Origin of the sequence: Lewinella sp. IMCC34191 (assembly GCF_003390935.1) — a bacterium.
GTDB lineage: Bacteria > Bacteroidota > Bacteroidia > Chitinophagales > Saprospiraceae > Neolewinella.
Genome location: NZ_QNQZ01000016.1, coordinates 12,690 through 30,681, shown reverse-complemented (window position 1 = coordinate 30,681; position 17,992 = coordinate 12,690). Strand labels below are relative to the sequence as shown.

General features: G+C 57.9%; 16 protein-coding genes and 1 tRNA gene. 9 read left to right on the top strand and 8 right to left on the bottom strand.

Annotation, left to right across the window (positions count from 1 at the left end; all coding sequences use genetic code 11):
* Positions 1–147: 147 nt before the first annotated feature.
* The gene (locus DRW39_RS21080) at positions 148–1,011 is read left to right on the top strand and encodes a hypothetical protein (protein ID WP_157976282.1); all 864 of its coding nucleotides are present in this window, start codon (positions 148–150) and stop codon (positions 1,009–1,011) included.
* 78 nt (positions 1,012–1,089) lie between these two features.
* On the top strand, positions 1,090–1,530 hold the full coding sequence (locus DRW39_RS22560) for a YqaE/Pmp3 family membrane protein (protein ID WP_198664974.1): 441 nt from the start codon (positions 1,090–1,092) through the stop codon (positions 1,528–1,530).
* Here the strand turns inward: DRW39_RS22560 and lpxB are convergent, their stop codons facing one another.
* Positions 1,531–2,613 (bottom strand): lipid-A-disaccharide synthase, encoded by a 1,083-nt coding sequence (gene lpxB / locus DRW39_RS21070; RefSeq protein WP_116109100.1) that lies wholly within the window; start codon positions 2,611–2,613, stop codon positions 1,531–1,533.
* A gap of 111 nt (positions 2,614–2,724) precedes the next feature.
* Between lpxB and DRW39_RS21065 the strand changes: the two genes are divergently transcribed.
* On the top strand, positions 2,725–3,186 hold the full coding sequence (locus tag DRW39_RS21065) for a GNAT family N-acetyltransferase (RefSeq protein ID WP_116109099.1): 462 nt from the start codon (positions 2,725–2,727) through the stop codon (positions 3,184–3,186).
* 20 nt (positions 3,187–3,206) lie between these two features.
* On the opposite strand, the gene DRW39_RS21060 is transcribed toward DRW39_RS21065, so the two are convergent.
* The gene (locus DRW39_RS21060; RefSeq protein WP_116109097.1) at positions 3,207–3,716 is read right to left on the bottom strand and encodes a hypothetical protein; all 510 of its coding nucleotides are present in this window, start codon (positions 3,714–3,716) and stop codon (positions 3,207–3,209) included.
* A 550-nt stretch (positions 3,717–4,266) separates the two neighbouring features.
* Between DRW39_RS21060 and DRW39_RS22845 the strand changes: the two genes are divergently transcribed.
* The gene (locus tag DRW39_RS22845) at positions 4,267–5,544 is read left to right on the top strand and encodes a replication-associated recombination protein A (protein WP_116109095.1); all 1,278 of its coding nucleotides are present in this window, start codon (positions 4,267–4,269) and stop codon (positions 5,542–5,544) included.
* A gap of 2 nt (positions 5,545–5,546) precedes the next feature.
* On the opposite strand, the gene DRW39_RS21050 is transcribed toward DRW39_RS22845, so the two are convergent.
* Entirely contained in the window at positions 5,547–6,428 is an 882-nt protein-coding gene (locus DRW39_RS21050) for an alpha/beta fold hydrolase (protein ID WP_232830212.1), read from the bottom strand.
* A gap of 256 nt (positions 6,429–6,684) precedes the next feature.
* On the opposite strand from DRW39_RS21050, the gene DRW39_RS21045 reads away from it, so the two are divergent.
* Positions 6,685–7,443 carry a phenylalanine 4-monooxygenase gene (locus tag DRW39_RS21045; protein WP_116109093.1) on the top strand — a complete coding sequence of 253 codons (759 nt, stop codon included), beginning with the start codon at positions 6,685–6,687 and terminating at the stop codon, positions 7,441–7,443.
* A gap of 78 nt (positions 7,444–7,521) precedes the next feature.
* Here the strand turns inward: DRW39_RS21045 and DRW39_RS21040 are convergent.
* The 3 genes from DRW39_RS21040 to folP all read right to left on the bottom strand — a co-directional run bounded on the left by DRW39_RS21040 (position 7,522) and on the right by folP (position 9,893).
* Positions 7,522–7,595, bottom strand: a tRNA-Arg gene (locus DRW39_RS21040).
* A gap of 73 nt (positions 7,596–7,668) precedes the next feature.
* Positions 7,669–8,847: a DUF4230 domain-containing protein gene (locus DRW39_RS21035; RefSeq protein WP_116109088.1), complete on the bottom strand. Its 1,179-nt coding sequence runs from the start codon at positions 8,845–8,847 to the stop codon at positions 7,669–7,671.
* Positions 8,848–9,026: 179 nt separating this feature from the next.
* A complete protein-coding gene (folP, locus tag DRW39_RS21030) occupies positions 9,027–9,893 on the bottom strand; it encodes a dihydropteroate synthase (RefSeq protein ID WP_232830211.1) in 867 nt (288 codons plus the stop codon).
* A gap of 33 nt (positions 9,894–9,926) precedes the next feature.
* On the opposite strand from folP, the gene DRW39_RS21025 reads away from it, so the two are divergent.
* The gene (locus DRW39_RS21025) at positions 9,927–11,501 is read left to right on the top strand and encodes a hypothetical protein (RefSeq protein WP_116109087.1); all 1,575 of its coding nucleotides are present in this window, start codon (positions 9,927–9,929) and stop codon (positions 11,499–11,501) included.
* Between the two features lie 24 nt (positions 11,502–11,525).
* Complete coding sequence (locus tag DRW39_RS21020) at positions 11,526–12,884, top strand: pyridoxal-phosphate dependent enzyme (RefSeq protein WP_116109085.1); 1,359 nt, start codon at positions 11,526–11,528, stop codon at positions 12,882–12,884.
* Between the two features lie 169 nt (positions 12,885–13,053).
* Here the strand turns inward: DRW39_RS21020 and DRW39_RS21015 are convergent, their stop codons facing one another.
* A complete protein-coding gene (locus DRW39_RS21015) occupies positions 13,054–13,683 on the bottom strand; it encodes a metallophosphoesterase family protein (protein WP_116109083.1) in 630 nt (209 codons plus the stop codon).
* Positions 13,684–14,216: 533 nt separating this feature from the next.
* On the bottom strand, positions 14,217–15,368 hold the full coding sequence (locus DRW39_RS21010) for a Gfo/Idh/MocA family protein (protein WP_116109082.1): 1,152 nt from the start codon (positions 15,366–15,368) through the stop codon (positions 14,217–14,219).
* 1,083 nt (positions 15,369–16,451) lie between these two features.
* Between DRW39_RS21010 and DRW39_RS21005 the strand changes: the two genes are divergently transcribed.
* Together DRW39_RS21005 and DRW39_RS21000 are read left to right on the top strand one after the other, a co-directional pair.
* Entirely contained in the window at positions 16,452–16,850 is a 399-nt protein-coding gene (locus DRW39_RS21005) for a nuclear transport factor 2 family protein (RefSeq protein WP_116109080.1), read from the top strand.
* Positions 16,851–17,014: 164 nt separating this feature from the next.
* Positions 17,015–17,527 (top strand): DUF3124 domain-containing protein, encoded by a 513-nt coding sequence (locus tag DRW39_RS21000; protein ID WP_116109078.1) that lies wholly within the window; start codon positions 17,015–17,017, stop codon positions 17,525–17,527.
* Positions 17,528–17,992: the final 465 nt, after the last annotated feature.

Below are 17,992 nucleotides of genomic sequence, written 5' to 3'. Positions count from 1 at the left end.
ATATGGAATGACCTTTTGGCCCACATGCCGTCCCAGTTGGGGCGAGCTCGTTTTGTGAAGACACAATTTCCGTCTGCCCGAAACAGTTATTGGCCTACTACTTCTATTGATAGCATACCCCCGAATACCTTACGCGAACCACGTGCGATGAAAAGATTTACTTTACCCTGCCTGTTAATGGCCCTTGGCCTGACCTTCTCCCACGGGCTGACCGCTCAGGACAGCTACTTTGAACTGGGCGTCCAGGGCGGAGACATGCCCTACAACGGCGACCTCAGCGAAGCCGGCATCGGATTCCTCTCTAACTGGAATACCTTTGGTGGCTTTTACCTGCGCTACCGGCCCATTAACCGGGTTGGTCTGCGTTTTAACGGCATCTTTGGCCGGATCGACGGGACGAAAACCCAGTCAATCGGATTACCCAATAATCAGCGCGGCACCATTACGCGGACCTTCCGTTCGCCCATCACTGAATTTAGCCTTGCCGCTGAAGTAGACTTGTTCTACCTCGGTGACCCCGACGACATCTTCGTAGCCCCTTATGTCATGGCGGGTATCGGCCGTACCTCCTTCAATCCGCAGGCGGAAAACCGTGACGGCATTCTTGTTGACCTGCAGCCACTGCGCACGGAAGGACAGGGTATCGAGGGTGGTGTCTACGATCCCTTTCCCTATGACCTCGATATCGTAACTTTTCACTTAGGTGGCGGAGTGCGTGCCAGACTGAGTGACCGCTTCGTACTGGGAGGAGAAGTGAGTGGACGGGTTACGGGTACGGACTATCTCGACGACGTCTCGGCAACCCAGGTAAATTATAACGATGTACTGGAAAACGGCGGCAGTGAATCGGCCTACTTTTCCAACCCCGCCGTTACTCCCGGCGATGTACCGGATACCTACTCATATAAGCGCGGAGGCCCTTCGAACGATTTTTACTTCCTGATTAACCTGACGCTGGGTATTCGCCTCGGCGGTTGGGGAAGTAACGCCAGCGGCTGCTACAGTTTCTAAGCTGCGGGAACAAACCTTGCTCTTAGAAGCCGGTTGTGGGAATTGGCAATGTTGCCCACTATCCACAACCACAAGCGCATGAGCTCACGCTATTTTACCCTTATTCTACTGCTGGTCACTTTAGCCGTCAGTACGACCAACGCCGCTATCGTTTATCCGGCTACCGTAGTGCCGGCTGAGTCGGAAGCTACCGCAACAAATCCCACCGAAGCAGAAGCACTAGCAGCTGCGCGCGAGTACCGCGAGTCGCTGAACGCTATGTCCGGAAAGGAACGCCGGCAACTGAAGCGGGAACAACGTAAGGCGGTAAAGGCCGCCCTCACCGATTACCAGGACGCCAGTACCAATACCATTCTGCTGGTAATTCTGGCTATCCTCTTGCCCCCGGTGGCCGTACTCGTACACCAGGGAGAGATCAACTCTAAATTCTGGATCGCGCTGTTGTTGACGCTGCTGTTCTACCTGCCGGGTCTGATTTACGCCCTGCTGGTGATTTTCGGTAACAACTACAAGAAGTAATCAGCCGATTATGGCAGCTGCGGCCCGTTCCGCCGCGCCACCCTCTCCCAAAGCCTGGCTCAGTAGCGCCAGGTCGGATAGTTGCCGGTCCCGTTTGGGGCCGGCAATTATTTTTTTGAGCTCTTGCGTCACGCGGTCGCGGTTGAAGTCGCCCTGAATAAGCTCGGGGACTACTTCGCGGTCCATAACCAAATTCACCAGCGATATAAATTTGATGCGGCTGGCTACTAAACGTCGGGCCAGCCAGTAGTTCAGTTGACTGCCGCGGTAGCAAACGACCTGAGGGACACCGAATAGTGCCGTCTCGAGAGTAGCCGTTCCACTGGTCACCAGCGCGGCCTTCGCTCGGGCAAGTACGCCATAGGTATCGCCACTTACTAGATTAAGGCGGGGTGGCGTTTCTGCCGTAGCTATCAGGTTTCGGTAGAATGAGCCATCCTGTCCGGGAGCGCCCGCTATCACGTAGTCGTGGTCGGGTAGGCGGGCGGCGGCCGAGAGCATAATTGGCAGACTTCGGGTGATCTCCTGTTTGCGCGATCCCGGGAGAAGGGCAACGTGCGTGCGGGGCTGGTCTTCGCGCGATTCGACAACGTCCAGTAACGGGTGACCGACGAAGGTGGCTTCCACTCCATGCTCCGCGTAAAAGTCCTTCTCAAAGGGGAGGATGACGAGCATGCGGTCAACATTAGCCCGTACCTGCTTCACCCGACTCGTGTGCCAGGCCCAAATTTGGGGGCTGATATAATAGCTGATGTCGTAACCGGCCCGGCGGGCCCACTTGGCCATCCGTAAGTTGAATCCGGGATAGTCGATCAAGACCAGGCGATCCGGGGCGAAGGCTTCAATATCGTGTTTGCATTCCCCAAAATTGGCCAGAATCGTCGGCAAATTGCTGACGACCTCCACGAATCCCATAAAGGCCAGATCGCGGAAGTGCTTGACGACCTTGGCCCCGGCCTGTGCCATAAGATCACCGCCCCACGCCCGGATCTCGGCATCCGGATCCCGCCGGAGCAGGGCGGCTACGAGACGGGACCCGTGCAGGTCACCGGAGGCTTCGCCGGCAATGAGGTAGTAGCGCACGCAGCTTAAAATTTTGGCGCGCCCGATAACTATCGGGACAGGTTGAAAGAGGGCAAAGATAGCCGACCATTTCCGGTAGCTGCCCGACCTTAGCCCCTAAAGCCCCGACGCATGACCCTTGACTGGAACGCTTACACCTTTGACGAGCTGGATGTCCACCTTCTCTACGCCATCATGGTTTTGAGGCAGGAGGTCTTTGTGGTGGAGCAGACCTGCTGGTACCTTGATGCCGACGGCAAGGATCAATCGGCCATACATATGGTCGGAAGCCGGGAGGGTAGGGTGGTGGCGTACACCCGGATACTGCAAAAGGGAATTTCCTACGAGGGGTACGCGAGCATCGGGCGGGTGGTAACGGCAGCCTCCGCTCGCGGACACGGAGTAGGCCGGCCCTTAATGCGGCACTCCATAGCCGAACTGTACGATCGGTACGGCCGGCAGGCGATCAAAATCAGTGCCCAAGCGCATCTGCAGGGTTTTTACGGCAGCCTGGGTTTTGTGGGCATTGGAGACATCTACGAAGAAGATGGCATACCGCACCGGGCGATGCTGCTGGACGATCGGGCGAAGTGATCGAATTCACTTGCCAGACATCATTCCATATCGAAGTAGAACAGCTTGATTTGTGTTTCCGCAATGATTTCTCCGCCGCGACGCGCCGGCACGAAGGTCGGCAGTGCCCGCAGGGTGCGGGCTACTTCCTTGCACAGATTGGCGCGGCCCCGTTTGAGTCTTTTTGCACTGGTGGTGGCTGATCCGGAATAGGCGGGACCACCCACGGTGAAGGCTGTAATTCTAAAGATGTCCGCTTCACGGATGCGCATAGGGCGGGCGGCGAATTCTTCCGGGCTGAAGTAGCGCGTGTTATCGACGGTCAGGATACCCGACGTATCGATGGTATAGGTTACGAATACGGCTCCGGTGATGCCGTAGGCCCAGGCACTTTGCGGATATTGGATGGTTCGGTAAACCGCAGCCAGCAAGCGAGCATCCGCGTTATCCGGCGAGCCCGCCTTCAAGCGAACGGAACCGGGCGGGAGTTGAGCCGTGCTGGCGGTGGTATCCTGAGCCGAAATGTAGGAGGTGAATACAAGACACGTCAAAAGGCCAAAGAAAATTCGCATTTGGTATAACCCTGAGTTTGCAGCGGATGTAAAGCCGAGTCTAATGTATGGGGAACGATGATAAGAAAGGGTAAGTGTGGGGTTAACGGGCGGAGAATACGAATGCCCGGCCGGACAGGTAGACGGCTCCTCTGAGTGGGTGGGAGAACCCACCCGACCGCCGCCACGCTGGCTCCCCCACTGCGTCCTAACCACCGCCCACGCCGGTGGCCCTTCCGCTCAGGCCGGGATGGTGAACGAAGCAAGGGTAGTTGACAACCATCATCTCGGCCGGACCGGTACCGGGCGAATGAAAAGGAGCCTATGTAGTGATTGACCGACGGAACTAATGAGGAAGACGGGGGGACGCTGAAATGGTGGGTATCCGACGATATGGGTACGAAATTAAAGGATCGCTTATTTATAAACAAATTGTAGGATAAAATTTTTGGTTGAAGGTCAGCCGAGCAAGCGTCGCCGTGGTTGACCTTCCTGTTTCCTGCTCTATCAGGCCATACCCACATCCACCCCGTCAACTTACCTTTGCCCCATGCAGCCCCTAGCCGAAAGAATGCGCCCCAAGACCCTCGACGACTACGTCGGCCAAAAGCACCTGGTCGGGAAAGGTGCCGTCCTGCGGCGGGCCATCGAAACCGGCCGCCTGCCGAGTTTCATTCTTTGGGGACCGCCCGGGGTAGGAAAAACAACACTGGCTCGCATCGTGGCCAATCAGTTGGAAGTGCCCTTCTTCATGTTAAGCGCCATCAACTCCGGGGTAAAGGATGTCCGCGAAACCATCGACAAGGCCAAACGCGGGAAGTTCTTCGAATCCGCCTCCCCGATCCTCTTCATCGACGAGATTCACCGGTTCAGTAAGTCGCAGCAGGACAGCCTGCTCGGAGCCGTAGAAGCCGGCATCGTCACCCTCATCGGAGCAACTACGGAAAACCCAAGTTTCGAGGTAATACCAGCCCTGCTGTCCCGCGCCCAAGTGTATGTCCTGGAACCGTTGGGTAAAGAGGAATTACAGGGGATGGTCGATAAGGCCCTGGCGGAGGATGAGTACCTAAACAAGATGGACGTTCGGGTAGCGGATTACGATACCCTCATCCGCTTTTCCGGAGGCGACGGCCGCCGACTGTATAATGTCCTCGAACTGGTCACCCACGAAGCTGCCGACGGCAGCTCCGTCGTTTTAGACACCGAGTTTATCACCGCTCGCGTTCAGGAAAATCTGACGCGTTACGATAAAACCGGAGAGCAACACTACGACATTGCCTCAGCGCTCATCAAAAGTATCCGGGGCAGCGATCCGAACGGTGCGGTGTACTGGCTCGCCCGCATGATCGAAGGGGGAGAGGATCTTAAATTTATCGCCCGGCGGCTCGTGATAGCTGCTAGTGAAGACATCGGGCTGGCCAATCCCAACGCCCTCCTGATGGCCACCACGGCCGCCCAGGCCGCTCAGATGGTAGGATATCCCGAAGCCCGCATCATCCTGAGTCAGGCTACGGTCTACCTGGCCACCAGCGCCAAATCCAACAGCAGCTACAAGGCTATCGGTGCCGCCCAGCAAGCGGTTCGGCAGACCGGCACGCTCCCCGTTCCCCTGCACCTGCGCAATGCCCCGACCAAGCTCATGAAGCAACTGGACTACGGGAAAGACTACAACTACAGTCACGACAATCCCGGCAATTTTAAGACGCAGGAATATCTGCCGGATGAGCTCTCCGGGACGGCCTTTTTCAAACCCCAGTCCAACAACGCCACGGAAGTGAAGATCGCCGAGCGCCTAAAACAACAGTGGGGGTCGAAGTACGACAAGTGACCCTAAACCCGGTCGATCAAAAAATGGAGGTAGTGCTTGAGTAATTTTGGAGCAGTGTAGAGCAGATCGTGCTGCTTGTTCGGCACCATATGGTGAACCAGGATCGGCGCGTTGACGAGCTTGTCGCAGGCATAATACGCGTTGCGGGGGTAGATAAGCCAATCATCCGTGCCGTGCAAAATAACCGTGGCCGCGTTGATGTGGTACCACTCATCGGACATATCCTCCAGTTCCGCCTCGTGGGCCAGCTTCTCATGATTGGCGCTGTTGAGTCCACTAGGCAGTAACCAGGAGAGGGCCCACAGGGAGCTGGGATTGGTAATCCAGTAGGTGTATTCCTGCGAAGGAGCCATGCTCGCCGACTGCAGAAGGAGTCCATCCACCAGGTCGGGGTAATCCATGGCGATGCGGGCACTCACCGTCCCGCCGTAGCTGCTCCCGTGAAGGATGACCTTCTGGCCCGGAAATTTCCGCAGGCGAATGACCGAAGCGACGTTTTCCGCCTGCTCCTCCACCGAGGTCATCGGTTCACCCAGCCCGCTGCCCCCGTAGCCGGGCCGGTCGATAGCCAGCAGGTTAGCGTCCGAGCGTAGGGAACTATCGCGGAGGATGCTCAGCCACCAAGCGCTGGAAGAGGGCGCGCCGTGAATGAACACCAATAGCGGTTTCGTACTGTCCTGGCCGATCTGGAGGTACCGCAACCGGCGCGTCGTACCCTCCGTGTAGCCAATCTCGGCGATGTCCAGGTGCGCCCGCGTCATGACCGCGCTCAGTGTTTCATCGTCCATTTGGATGCGGACGTAAGGCTCCAGCCGGTAGATCGCGTAAGTCGCGAATACCAGCAAGGCAAGTATGGTGTACAGCCTTTTCTTCTTGAGCAACATGTTCGGACGGAATCTGCCATGAAGACAATATCAGCATGTTCGTAGTTGGCGTTTTTGCGGGTACGGCGCCATAGAATTGTCAGGTTTACCGAAGAGCCTCCCGATTGGCTAACAAGTCCGCGCAATGCTGGAATTCTGTAGACGGTCGCGAATAACTATTTCGTCCTTTGGCCAGTATGGGCTTGCGCGGCATCCAACAAAATCCATAACTTCACAGTTGCAATAACAATAGTTGTCATAGCAAAAAACATCGATCATGTCTCCCGCCCTTTCCGCCGCCCCCGTTCAAAAGTACGATGCTTACACCGCCACGGACTACCGCATCTGGCGCCTCTTGGCGCAGCGGCAGATGAAGGCGCTGAAGCCGGTGGCCGCCACCGAGTACCTGCGCTGCCTGCAGGATCTCTATCCGATCCTGTCGCCCGAGCATCCCCCTCGCTTCAGCGATCTGAGCCGGGCACTGCGTGAGGCGCACGGCTGGTCGATCGAAGTCGTGAAAGGCTTCCTTCCGGTAGATGAATTTTTCGCACTGCTTTCCCGTCGCCGTTTCTGCTCCAGCACCTGGCTGCGCAATGAGAACCAACTCGATTATCTCGAGGAGCCGGATATGTTCCACGACATCTTCGGCCACATACCCCTGTACCTCAATAAAGACTACGCCAACTTCGCTCAGAAGCTAGGCGCGCTCGGCGTCAAGTACGCCCAGGACGAGCAAAAGATCACCCAGCTGCAACGCCTCTACTGGTTCACCATCGAATTCGGTGTCATCCGGCAGAATGGCGAGCTAAAGGTCTACGGCGCCGGCATCTGCAGCAGCCCCCAGGAAACCAAGCACATCTTCGAAAACGAGGACGTCAAGGTCATCGACTTCGATCTCGACCGGGTCATGGCCCAGGACTTCGTCATCGATAAGGTGCAAATGACCTACTTCGCGATTGACAGCTTCGCCAGCCTGTTTTCGGCTGTTGATGAGTTGGAGGAGCGGTGGAGTAGTACTGTAGTAGGTAGTAAGTAGTCGCTTCCTTTGGGCGCGGGGTAGTACGGTAGCGTCTGCCTATCGTACTACCGTACTAAATCCTACCGTACTAAAAAGTGCCCCGTAAAGGATTCGAACCTTTGACCTGAAATTTAGAAGATTCCTGCTCTATCCAACTGAGCTAACGGAGCTTATGGCTGCAAAACTACGGTTCCCGGCGTACTTCACAAAGAAAGTGACGGGCTTCGACCGGGAGATGCGGGATTACTTGCCCAGTTCGCCCTGGGTGGTGCGGACGGGTGCGCCCCGAAAACTGACGACCAGGCTGTAATCGTCGCCAATGCTGCTGACGATCGGGCCGAACATGGTATCCATGAGGGAGGTGGCCTGGGTCTTGGCGCGGTCCATCACGTTGCTTTCGAGCGCATCCTGGCGGAAGCTTTCGCGGAGGGAGTTGACGCCTTCGTTGATGTTTACGCCTTCGACTTCGCGTAGCCAGCCGATGTCTAGCTTTTCGATTTTGGGAAGGACCTCGTGGCTGAGGATCTCCGGCTCGGGCAGGGTGATGTTGACCGTTTTGTTTTGCTCGTCGAGTTGCAGGTCAAAATACTCATTGAGGCGGAATCCGACCTTGAGGATGGACAGCGCGGTGATCTCCACGTCGGTCGAGCTGACGTTCACGCCCCAGATGGTGGTCTGCATGTTCTTATTGATGCCCTTCTTGTCCCGGATCTCGATGGTGGCCAGTTCGCCGATCACGTTTTCCACCTTTTCCTGGAAGAGTCCCTTGCTACGGCTGAAATCCTCAATGGCGGCCCGTTCCCGCATGCGGCCGACCAGCGGACGAAGCGCTTCGCCCATCGCGATGGAGCAGGGATTCTGGACGTCCGCGCCGCGGGCCAGAATGTTGCCGTTGCGGGTACGGATGACGGCGGCCAGCACCTTGTTCAGCATGAAGCAGGTGTAGTTGCTGGCTACCTCCTCGAAGATTTCCGTTACTTTCTGCCCGCCCTCATCGTACCAGGTCTCGTAGAGCGCGGCGCTGGTGTCGCGCAGGCGCATGAAGTCATTGAAGTACAGGTCGGCGAGTTGGGGGTGCTGCCGGTCGTATTCGGCCATGACCTCCTGCTGCAGGCTGTCGTTGATCCCCATTCGGTTGCCGACGTGGCGCAGGATGTCGGTATTGATATCGTAGACGAGATCATCAAACTCCCGGCGATACCGACGCGGGTTCTGCAGGATAGCCAGGGCCGTTTCGGTATCGATGTCCAGATCGAAATCCGCCGGACGGTACTGCAGTTCGTACTCCGCCGGCCCGGCCAGGAAGCTGCCCGGCGTATTCCGCAGCGCGCGGTAACCCAGCACCCCCAGGATACCGAGGATCGCCACCACGATCAAAATCTGGGCGGTACCGACGGGTTTGGTTTCCGGATTGCGGGCCATGGAGGAGTTATTACGATGCAAATGATGCAAACAGGACAGGCATACCAAAGTTGGCAGGCATCCCGCGGCCGCATCTGGTAATGCTGCTCGTTCCGCGAAAGCAACCTGTCATTAAAAAGGCTTCTATCCTGCGCCCCGCCGCCCAAAGAGCCTGACGGGCTAGATGACTAAAGAACAACCTACTCTCCAACCAACCGTGCCTCCTCCAGCAAGCGATGCAGCTTAACCGTCTGCACCGCTTCGCGTACATCGTGTACCCGCAGGATGGCCGAGCCCTGTTGCAGCGCGTAGAGGTGCAGGGCGGTGGTGGCGGGCAGTACGTCCGCCGGCCGGGACTTCAGCGGCTTGTATATCATGCCCTTGCGGCTGATGCCCGTAAGCACCGGGGCGCCGAGGTGGCGGAACGTATGCAGATTTTTCAGCAGCTCGTAGTTCTGCTTTTGCGACTTCCCGAAGCCGAAGCCCGGGTCGACGATGACGTCCTTGAGGCCCATGTGCCGCAGGGTGACGAGGTGTTCGGCCAGGAAGTCCCAGACGTGGGTCACTACTTTGTCGCCGTAACTCTTGGTATGCTGCTGCATGGTGGCCGGCGTGGCCCCCTCGGGCAGGTGCATGAGGACGTAAGGCACGTTCAGTTCGGCGACGGTGGGCAGCAGGTCCTCGTCGAAGCGGCCCGCCCCGATGTCGTTGATCATGCCCGCTCCGGCGTCGACGGCGGCCCGCGCGGTGGCGGCGTAGATGGTGTCGCAACTAATGACCATCTTCGGCGCGGCGCCGCGTACCGCTTCAATAACGGGCAGCACGCGGTCCATCTCTTCCTGGGCCTCGATCAGTTCGGCCCCGGGGCGGGAGGACATGCCCCCGATATCGATGATCGTCGCTCCGCACTCTTCCATTTCGGCGGCTTGCTCGCCGGCCGCATTTGCCTCGGTCCGGCTTTCCTCGTGGAAGCTGTCGGGAGTAGCATTGAGAATGCCCATGACGAGCGGCCGCTCGGCGATGAGCAGGTGGCCGTTGCAGTTGAGAGAAAAAGGTTCGAAGCGCAAGGTGATGGTAAGTTAAGCGCGAATTACCACATAATGTCCGACTTTTACCAGCAGATGCCCTATACCGAACAGCAGATCCGCGGCCTGGCCATCAATTTTCTGCGGTTTCACTACAAGCTTCGCCCGCGCTACGGCGGCAGCGGGACCCGTGTGGTGGACAAGCCCCACTACTACCAGGGCGTGCTGATCGACGCCCGGCTGGCCTACCGTAAACCCGACCGAACCTACTTCACGGCCACCGTGGAAGCCACGAGCGTAGACCGGCAGGAGGAAATCCTTTACCAGACCAACTACTGGCGTATGGGCTGGCACGCGCTGGTGCTCACCCTGTTCATCGCCGCGCTGCTAATTTGGGCGGGGCTCCCCCCGCTGAGCGGATTTTTGGGCGGCGGAGCGCAGGAAGGAAGATTTAACCTTTGGCGGCTCTTCGGCTCCCCGGCGGTCTACGCCGTACTGGTGCTTCTTTTTCTGGCCATCGGAGCTACGGTGGCCGCTCTGCTGCGGCGACTCCGGACCTACCGCTACATCTACGCCGTCGATCAGTTCAAGCACTTTTTTGCCGACGCCCAGTGGGTAGCCTACGACGTGGCCATCTTTCAGCCCGACACCTGGCGCACGCGCCGCAAATTTCGCGAACTCGAACGGCAGTGCGTTAAATACGGCTTCGGGATGCTGGCGGTCGAGGACAATAAGGTGGTGAAGAACGTCATCAGTCCGAGCCAGGTGGACCAGTTTCGCGGGCACCGCATCCGGCTGCCGAGCTGGCTGGCCCGGGCCGAGGAATCCAAACCGGCGGATCCCGACACTTTGCCCCCGGAGGTGACCGATCCGCTGGCACTGGAAACGCCCGATATCGTTTTGCTGCCCCCCAAACCGGGACGGCCGAAATTCTACGAGGAGCCCCGCCGCCGGGGAACCCTGCTGCGCGCACGTACCCGCCGTATATACCGGAAACTGTTTCCCAGCGCCCTACGCAGCCGGCCCGGATACTATAAATTGGGGTGGTGGATATTTATCCTGGGCATCCCATCACTGCTGATGCTGGGCTACGGCCTTTACCGACAGGCCAGCTACACGCCACTGGCTACGGCGGGCGGAAAGTACGCCGCCCCGGATCTCGACGACCTGGAGTCGGAAAGCAATCCCGCTCCCGCCTACGAACCCGAAGTAGGGGAGTACCACCGCACCATCGACCCGGACCCCGAAGAATCCGCCGACCGCAATATCCCCGAAGAATCATTGGTCACGGCCGACCGCATCGAGGACCTCGTCAGCCTACGGCGCTACCGCCTGACCGCCGACGGCGAAGCGATACTCGACTACGACTGTATGCCGCTGAGTCAGCTGGAGCAGTCCGTATTCGTGCTGCTCTTCGGCAGGTACACCTCCTTCGAAGCCGCCCGCGAGTGGGCCCTCGAACTCAACCGCCTGTACGGATCGGCGGTTACGGTTGCGGTGGGCGAGTGCGTGGAAACCGACGGTACGGGGTACTTCCTTTACATTGATACGCCCACCACCGACGAGGGCGAAGCAAATTACCTGGCGCGCACCTTCATCCGCGACACCGGTCTCGATGTTGAGATCGTAGAAATCAACGGACGGGAATAACCGGCCGAATAGTAGAAAGCAAACATGGACGTAAAAGATAACATCCTCCAAACCATCGGCAACACCCCCCTCGTCGAGCTGCATAAGGTCGTGAAGGGACTACCGTGCCGGGTGCTGATGAAGGTCGAAACCTTCAACCCCGGCCACTCGATCAAGGACCGCATGGCCCTCAAGATGGTGGAGGATGCGGAGGCCGACGGTCGCCTCAAACCCGGTGGTACCATCATCGAATGTACTTCCGGTAACACCGGTATGGGCCTGGCCCTGGCCGGTTGCGTCAAGGGCTACCGCTGCATCTTTACCACCAGCGACAAGCAGAGTAAAGAGAAGCTCGACATCCTCCGCGCCATGGGGGCCGAAGTGATCGTCTGCCCCACCAACGTCAGCGCCGAAGATCCCCGCAGCTACTACTCCGTGGCCGAGCGCCTCAGCAAGGAGATTCCCAACAGCTTCTGGTTCAACCAGTACGATAACCTCAGCAACCGCAAGGCGCACTACGAAAGCACCGGTCCCGAGATCTGGAAGCAGACCGACGGTCGGGTCACCCACGTGGTCGTAGGCGTCGGTACCGGCGGCACCATCAGCGGTGTCGGTAAATACCTGAAGGAACAGAACCCGGAGGTGAAAGTCTGGGGCGTGGATACCTACGGCTCCGTCTTCAAGAAGTACCACGAAACCGGTGAATTCGACGAGAAAGAAATCTACCCCTACATCACCGAGGGCATCGGTGAGGACATCCTCCCCAAGAACGTCGACTTCAAGATCATCGACCTTTTCGAGAAGGTTAGCGACAAAGACGGTGCCGTCATGGCCCGTCGCCTGGCCCGCGAGGAAGGCCTACTGCTGGGCTACTCCGCCGGCAGCGCGGTAGCCGGACTCCTCCAACTCAAGGACAAACTGAAGCCGGACGATCTGGTGGTCGTCGTCATCCACGACCACGGTAGCCGCTATATCGGCAAGATCTACAACGACGACTGGATGCGCGACCGCGGCTTCCTCGAAACGGAACTGAAGGTGCGCGACCTCATCGGCAATAAAAAGGAGGCCAGCTTCACCGGCGTTTCCCGCGACGAAAGCGTCCGGGCGACGCTTAAGTCCATGAAAGAAAACGAGTACAGCCAGATGCCCGTCATGGACGGCGAAGAAGTCGTCGGCTCGATCACGGAAACGGACGTCCTCAACTTCCTCCTCCAGAACCCGATGGATCACGCCGAGCGGCCCGTCCGCGATATCATGAAGCCCCCTTTCCCGGAAGTGGGCACCGACCTCACCCTCTCCGAGCTCGGTCGTCACATCACCAAGGAAAACCCCGCCGTGGTCGCCACCGACCGGAGCGGGCGGAAGCATTTGATCGCGCAGTATGATATCCTGCAGGCGATTTAAGAAGGAGTGAATTGGTGAGTTAGTGGATTAGTGAATGGCCCGTTTTACCGCCCGCAGGTACTGGTCGGCTTCGCCGATTTGTTCGCGGCCTTGGCTAAGGCAGTAAGGCCTATCCCGCCTACGGTACGCCGGAGCCGCGCGTTATTCAGTCCGTCAACAATTCAACAATTCACTCCTTCCGCAGGTAGGTAGCCTCCCCCGAATCCAGGTTAAGCGCCACCAGGTAACCCATCCCATCGTAGGGCATGGCACAGCCGGCGTCGAGGCACACGAGTTGGCGGTTGCGCATGTCGCGTATTTCTTCCAGCACCTCGGTGACGGCGCGGGGGGTATGTCCATAGACCAAGACGCGATCGCCCAGCCAGTCGCGGTCGACGTCCGCTTCCCAGTCGCGGCTCCACAACATGGCCTGCCGGTCCGATAGCGGATCGCGTAACCCGAAATTCAGTCCGGCGTGCACCAGTACGTAGCCCGGTATCTCCAGGTAGTAGGGTAGGTTGCTCATCCACAGCAGGGTTTGTTGCCGCTCCTGGTGGTCCGGCATATAGTCCCAGGCCGACCGCCCCTGACCGATCGCATCGATCAGCATCTGCTCGTGATTCCCGCGCAGGCAGTGGACCTGGTAACCCTCGCCCTGTAATTTCCAGATGTGCTGCAGCACCCCCTGGCTGTCCGGCCCCCGGTCGATGTAATCGCCCAGCAGGTAGAGCTCGTCCGTCCGACTGAAGCCGATTCGCTCCAGCAGCCGGTGGAAGGTGAAGGAGCAGCCGTGGATGTCGGTGATGGCGTAGCGGGGCATTTAGTTGGTGAATTTTTGAGGGACTGAATTAGTGAATGGGCGGGGGAGCTCGCTGCGCTCGTTTTGCCTGCCAGACTGCAACGGGATAGTAGTCTTAAAGTGATACATCTGAATAAGAAAGCTACAGGTTCTTTCTTTAGCTCCGGCACACATACTTTATACGGACTCACAGCTACACAACGTGTTCAAGAGACCGCGGTAATTAGATGTGCACCTGGTAGCGCGTCCATCGACAATACATAACCCACGCAGGTACCGCCGGAAGCCGACCACATTCAGTAATCAAGAATTCAGTCCTTCACCCCTTAATGCAGCGCCGGAAGCCGACCGCATTCAATAATTCAAGAATTCAGTCCTTCACCCCTTTATGCAACGCCGGAAGCCGACCACATTCAGTAATCAAGAATTCAGTCCTTCACCCCTTAATGCAGCGCCGGAAGCCGACCGCATTCAATAATTCAAGAATTCAGTCCTTCACCCCTTAATGCAACGCCGGAAGCCGACCGCATTCAGCAATTCACTAATTCAGCCATTCAATCCTTGATCCGAACCCAAGCCTGCTGCTCGTGGCTCTCTAAAATAGCGTCGCACAGCACCAGTTCCCGGTGACCATCTTCGAAGTTGGCGTAGAGGGCTTCGCCGGCGGAGGTGTCGCCGAGGATGGCGTTGTAGAAGGAGCGGAAGCACTGCTTGAAGGTATCGGGGAAGCCTTCGTTGTGCCCGCCGGGGTAGTTGACGAAGGGGGCGGCGGTGCCGGTCATGAGGCCGGGGTCCTTCATGAGGACCTGGTTGAGGTCACCGCGGCGGCCGATGTTGAGTTCGTTGGGGCGCTCGCTGTTCCACTCGTAGGCGGCGGACTGGGTCGCGATGTCGTACTTCAGCTGGTTTTTGTGGCCGGCGGCGACCTGGCTTACGAAGAGCTGGCCCTTTGCTCCTCCCTTGAACTTGAAGAGGATGCTGGCGCAGTCGTCGGTGGTGATGTCGATGGTTTCGGTGGCCTGCTCCTTGTCGCTGTCGTTGGTGAAGGAGCTCACTTCGCCGATGGGGCGCTTCCGCTGCGGGTGTACGGTCGTCAGGTCGGCGAGGATGGCTTCTGCTTCCAGTCCGGTGACGAAGTGGATGAGGTCCAGCCAGTGGGTGCCGATATCCGATACGGCCCGGAGGGCACCGCCCTGGTCGGCGAGTACGCGCCAGTTGTAGTCGGTGTCGTAGAGGAGCCAGTCCTGCTGGTAGCTGCCGGTGACGGAGAAGATGCGGCCGTCGTCCTTGGCCAGCCGGTCGCGTACGTTCAGGTTGATGGGGTAGAAGCGGAGGTTATAATTGACCGCCGTTTTCAGGTTGCTTTTCCGGGCTAACTCCACCAGTTCGGCGCTCTCCTCGGAGGTCATGGCCAGGGGCTTCTCACACATCACATGCTTGCCGGCGGCGAGGGCCTTCTTCACCATGCTATAGTGCAGCACGTTCGGCACGGCGAGGTGCACCGCGTCAATCTCCTCATCGGCGAGAAGGTCTTCAAAAGTGGCGTAGGGGTGGTCAAGGTTCAACTGCTTGCAGGCGGCGGTGGATTCCTCCAGGTCCTTGCCGAGCAATCCTATTACGCGAATACCCAGCCGTCGCAGGCCTTCTACGTGAACGGGTCCGATGAATCCGGCGCCGGCTACGGCTACGGTTAGTGAATCATACATGGTCGATGTGCTTAATAGTGTGTTAGGCCGGCCAATATAGCAAAGCAGGGGTTTGGCGGCGGAGCGCAGGTAGTTTGGCTTGTTTTGGAGGGGGGGGATCTGTCCGGTTCCGGCTAACGTGGATGGGCGCGCTCGCCTGCGGCTTGCGGACATTGCTAATTGTTTCTCTCGCCTGCGGCTCATGTTTTTCTCAACACGGATTGCTTTGATGGGGTAGCTCGCCTGCGGCTCGCGGACATTGCTAGATGTGGTTCTCGCCTGCGGCTCGTGTTTTTCTCAACACGGATTTCACCGATTTAATACACGGATTCAACACGGATTTTCTTGTGGGGTAGCTCGCCTGCGGCTCGTATGTTTCACCACGGAGGGCGCTTTGCGCTTCACGGAGGGGTTCACAGAGGAATCACGGAGGTGGGGTGACTTGCCTTCGGCTCGCGGGTTTTTAGGAAATACAGATTCTAGCGGATTGACTACGTCGAACTGCGTTTCGCTTCGCTCGGGCACGAGTGGCCACGGATTGGCTGCTCCGCTAATCTCGTGGTTTATCCCCCGATGCATTGGGTCACCCGGATTGCCAAAGTCGCTACGCACCTTCTTTGCGAAATTTTGCGTACCTCCGCGCCTCTGCGGTTGACTTCTCTATCGCGCAGCGACGCCTCTGTCTACCTCACTCTGTGATTCCTCTGTGTTGTACTCCGTGGCACCTCTGTGGTGAACCTGTCCCGCCAAGCAACTTGCCATCACCTAGATTTTTAACCGCAGAGTTGGCGGATCGACTGCTTCGAACTGCGTTTTGTTTCGCTTGGTCAAGGATTGCCAAAGTCGCTACGCACCTTCTTTGCGAAACTTTGCATACCTCCGCGCCTCTGCGGTGAACCTCTGTGTCGCGCAGCGACGTCTCTGTCTGCTGCTGCTCAAAGCTTGCTTCATGTTGTACGTAGTAAGCACCACGCTTATCATCCTATTCCGCCACAAAGCGCTCCTTTCTACCAAAGGGGCAAACCACCCCAAGCATTTTCGAGCAGAGGTTCAACATTGCAAGACCGCCTCGTAGATTGCCTTTCCTAACCATAAGCCGCCTGCATGTATAAGCTGATCCTCCTGCTACTTTTCCCCGCGCTACTAGCCGCCCAGTCCGGGGAGGACGCCTACGAAGTAGTCACGCCCGTCCAGACCCAGCTAGACGCCTATAATACCGGCAACCTGGAGCTCTTTCTCAGTGCCTACGCCGATACCGTGCGTGTCTATAACTATCCCGACGAGCTACGCGCGCAGGGAAAGGAGAGCATGCGGGAGTCCTACGGGGGGATGTTTTCGGAATTGCCCGATCTGCAGTGCCGCCTCGTGAATCGGATGGTGATGGGGAATAAAGTTATCGACCACGAAAGTGTAGTCTTCACCGTGGGCGAGGATCCGGTGGAAGTCATTGCAATCTACACCGTGGAAAATGGATTAATTACCGAGGTTCGGTTCATGCGCTGATGGCCTTATCCGCATGCGGCCCCGGGTTGGCTTTTATCCTGCGCTCCGCCGCCCTTCGTTTACTTTGCTGCCATCCGAAAAATCGATCGGACAGAAATTCGCGCAGCGTCTAAACCGCAGCCCGCCCGGCGTGACCTATTTTGCCGCTCTAATTCCGTCACGCTATGCTCGCCCGTCTACTCCCTGGTTTTCTCTGCTTATTCCTTCTGCTGGCCTGTGAGTCAGAAACGGAGACGGTGACCGTCAATACCACCGACTGGGACAACCGCCGGGCCACCTTACCGGAAGGCGATTCGCTGACGGCCGGCGCCACCTACCTCTCCAGCTACTCCCAGATCTACACCGAAACCGAGCACCGCACCTTCGACCTCACCGGCACCATCAGTATCCGCAACATCAACTTGCGCGACAGCATCTATATCCGTAGCGCCAGCTACTACGGTACCGATGGCGCACTGGTGCGTACCTATTTTTCCGATCCGATTTACCTCAGTCCGCTCGAAACCGTCGAGATCATCATCGAAAGCGGCGACCGCGAGGGCGGCACGGGGGACAACTTTTACTTCGAGTGGTCAGTGCCGGCGGGGCTGCACGAGCCGCTGTTCGAGGGGGTGTTTATTTCTACTTACGGGCAGCAGGGGATATCTTTTGTTACTCCGGGGGTAAGGGTGGAGTAGGCATTGGGATTTACGATTTACGAATTTTGATTTACGAATTACGATTTGGCTGCCGCACGTTTCTGCTCGCCTGCGGCTCGGTTTTCTGAAACACGGATTTCGGGGATACGCTTCGCGGCTGCCTTCGGCGGTTTGGGCACTGATTATGCACGGATTTGCTTTCGTGGATGCTTGCCTTCGGCTCGTTTCATGGCCTCTCCCCCGGCCCCTCTCCGAAGGAGAGGGGTGACTTGGCCGGGGTGATTTTTGCGCTTTTGTCACGCCATCTGTATCCAGGTATTGGTCGTGATCTATGTCGTAGCCACAGGTTGCACCTGTATGATGGATAGCGGGTGGGTTACCCCTGCTGTGCAAATGGGGCTCCATCCCCATTCGCCGCATGGAGAGGGGCCAGGGAAGAGGGGGATGGTAGAAAAGGCTGCATCGCGCAGTGACGCCTCTGCCTGCCGTTGCTCTGTGATTCCT

What these genes read in the sequence shown, in the direction of transcription:
- DRW39_RS21080 (WP_157976282.1), top strand. Translation starts at nt 148, where the DNA reads ATGAAAAGATTTACTTTACCCTGCCTGTTAATGGCCCTTGGCCTGACC.
- DRW39_RS22560 (WP_198664974.1), top strand. Translation starts at nt 1,090, where the DNA reads ATGAGCTCACGCTATTTTACCCTTATTCTACTGCTGGTCACTTTAGCC.
- DRW39_RS21065 (WP_116109099.1), top strand. Translation starts at nt 2,725, where the DNA reads ATGACCCTTGACTGGAACGCTTACACCTTTGACGAGCTGGATGTCCAC.
- DRW39_RS22845 (WP_116109095.1), top strand. Translation starts at nt 4,267, where the DNA reads ATGCAGCCCCTAGCCGAAAGAATGCGCCCCAAGACCCTCGACGACTAC.
- DRW39_RS21050 (WP_232830212.1), bottom strand. Translation starts at nt 6,428, where the DNA reads ATGTTGCTCAAGAAGAAAAGGCTGTACACCATACTTGCCTTGCTGGTA.
- DRW39_RS21045 (WP_116109093.1), top strand. Translation starts at nt 6,685, where the DNA reads ATGTCTCCCGCCCTTTCCGCCGCCCCCGTTCAAAAGTACGATGCTTAC.
- DRW39_RS21035 (WP_116109088.1), bottom strand. Translation starts at nt 8,847, where the DNA reads ATGGCCCGCAATCCGGAAACCAAACCCGTCGGTACCGCCCAGATTTTG.
- DRW39_RS21025 (WP_116109087.1), top strand. Translation starts at nt 9,927, where the DNA reads ATGTCCGACTTTTACCAGCAGATGCCCTATACCGAACAGCAGATCCGC.
- DRW39_RS21020 (WP_116109085.1), top strand. Translation starts at nt 11,526, where the DNA reads ATGGACGTAAAAGATAACATCCTCCAAACCATCGGCAACACCCCCCTC.
- DRW39_RS21015 (WP_116109083.1), bottom strand. Translation starts at nt 13,683, where the DNA reads ATGCCCCGCTACGCCATCACCGACATCCACGGCTGCTCCTTCACCTTC.
- DRW39_RS21010 (WP_116109082.1), bottom strand. Translation starts at nt 15,368, where the DNA reads ATGTATGATTCACTAACCGTAGCCGTAGCCGGCGCCGGATTCATCGGA.
- DRW39_RS21005 (WP_116109080.1), top strand. Translation starts at nt 16,452, where the DNA reads ATGTATAAGCTGATCCTCCTGCTACTTTTCCCCGCGCTACTAGCCGCC.
- DRW39_RS21000 (WP_116109078.1), top strand. Translation starts at nt 17,015, where the DNA reads ATGCTCGCCCGTCTACTCCCTGGTTTTCTCTGCTTATTCCTTCTGCTG.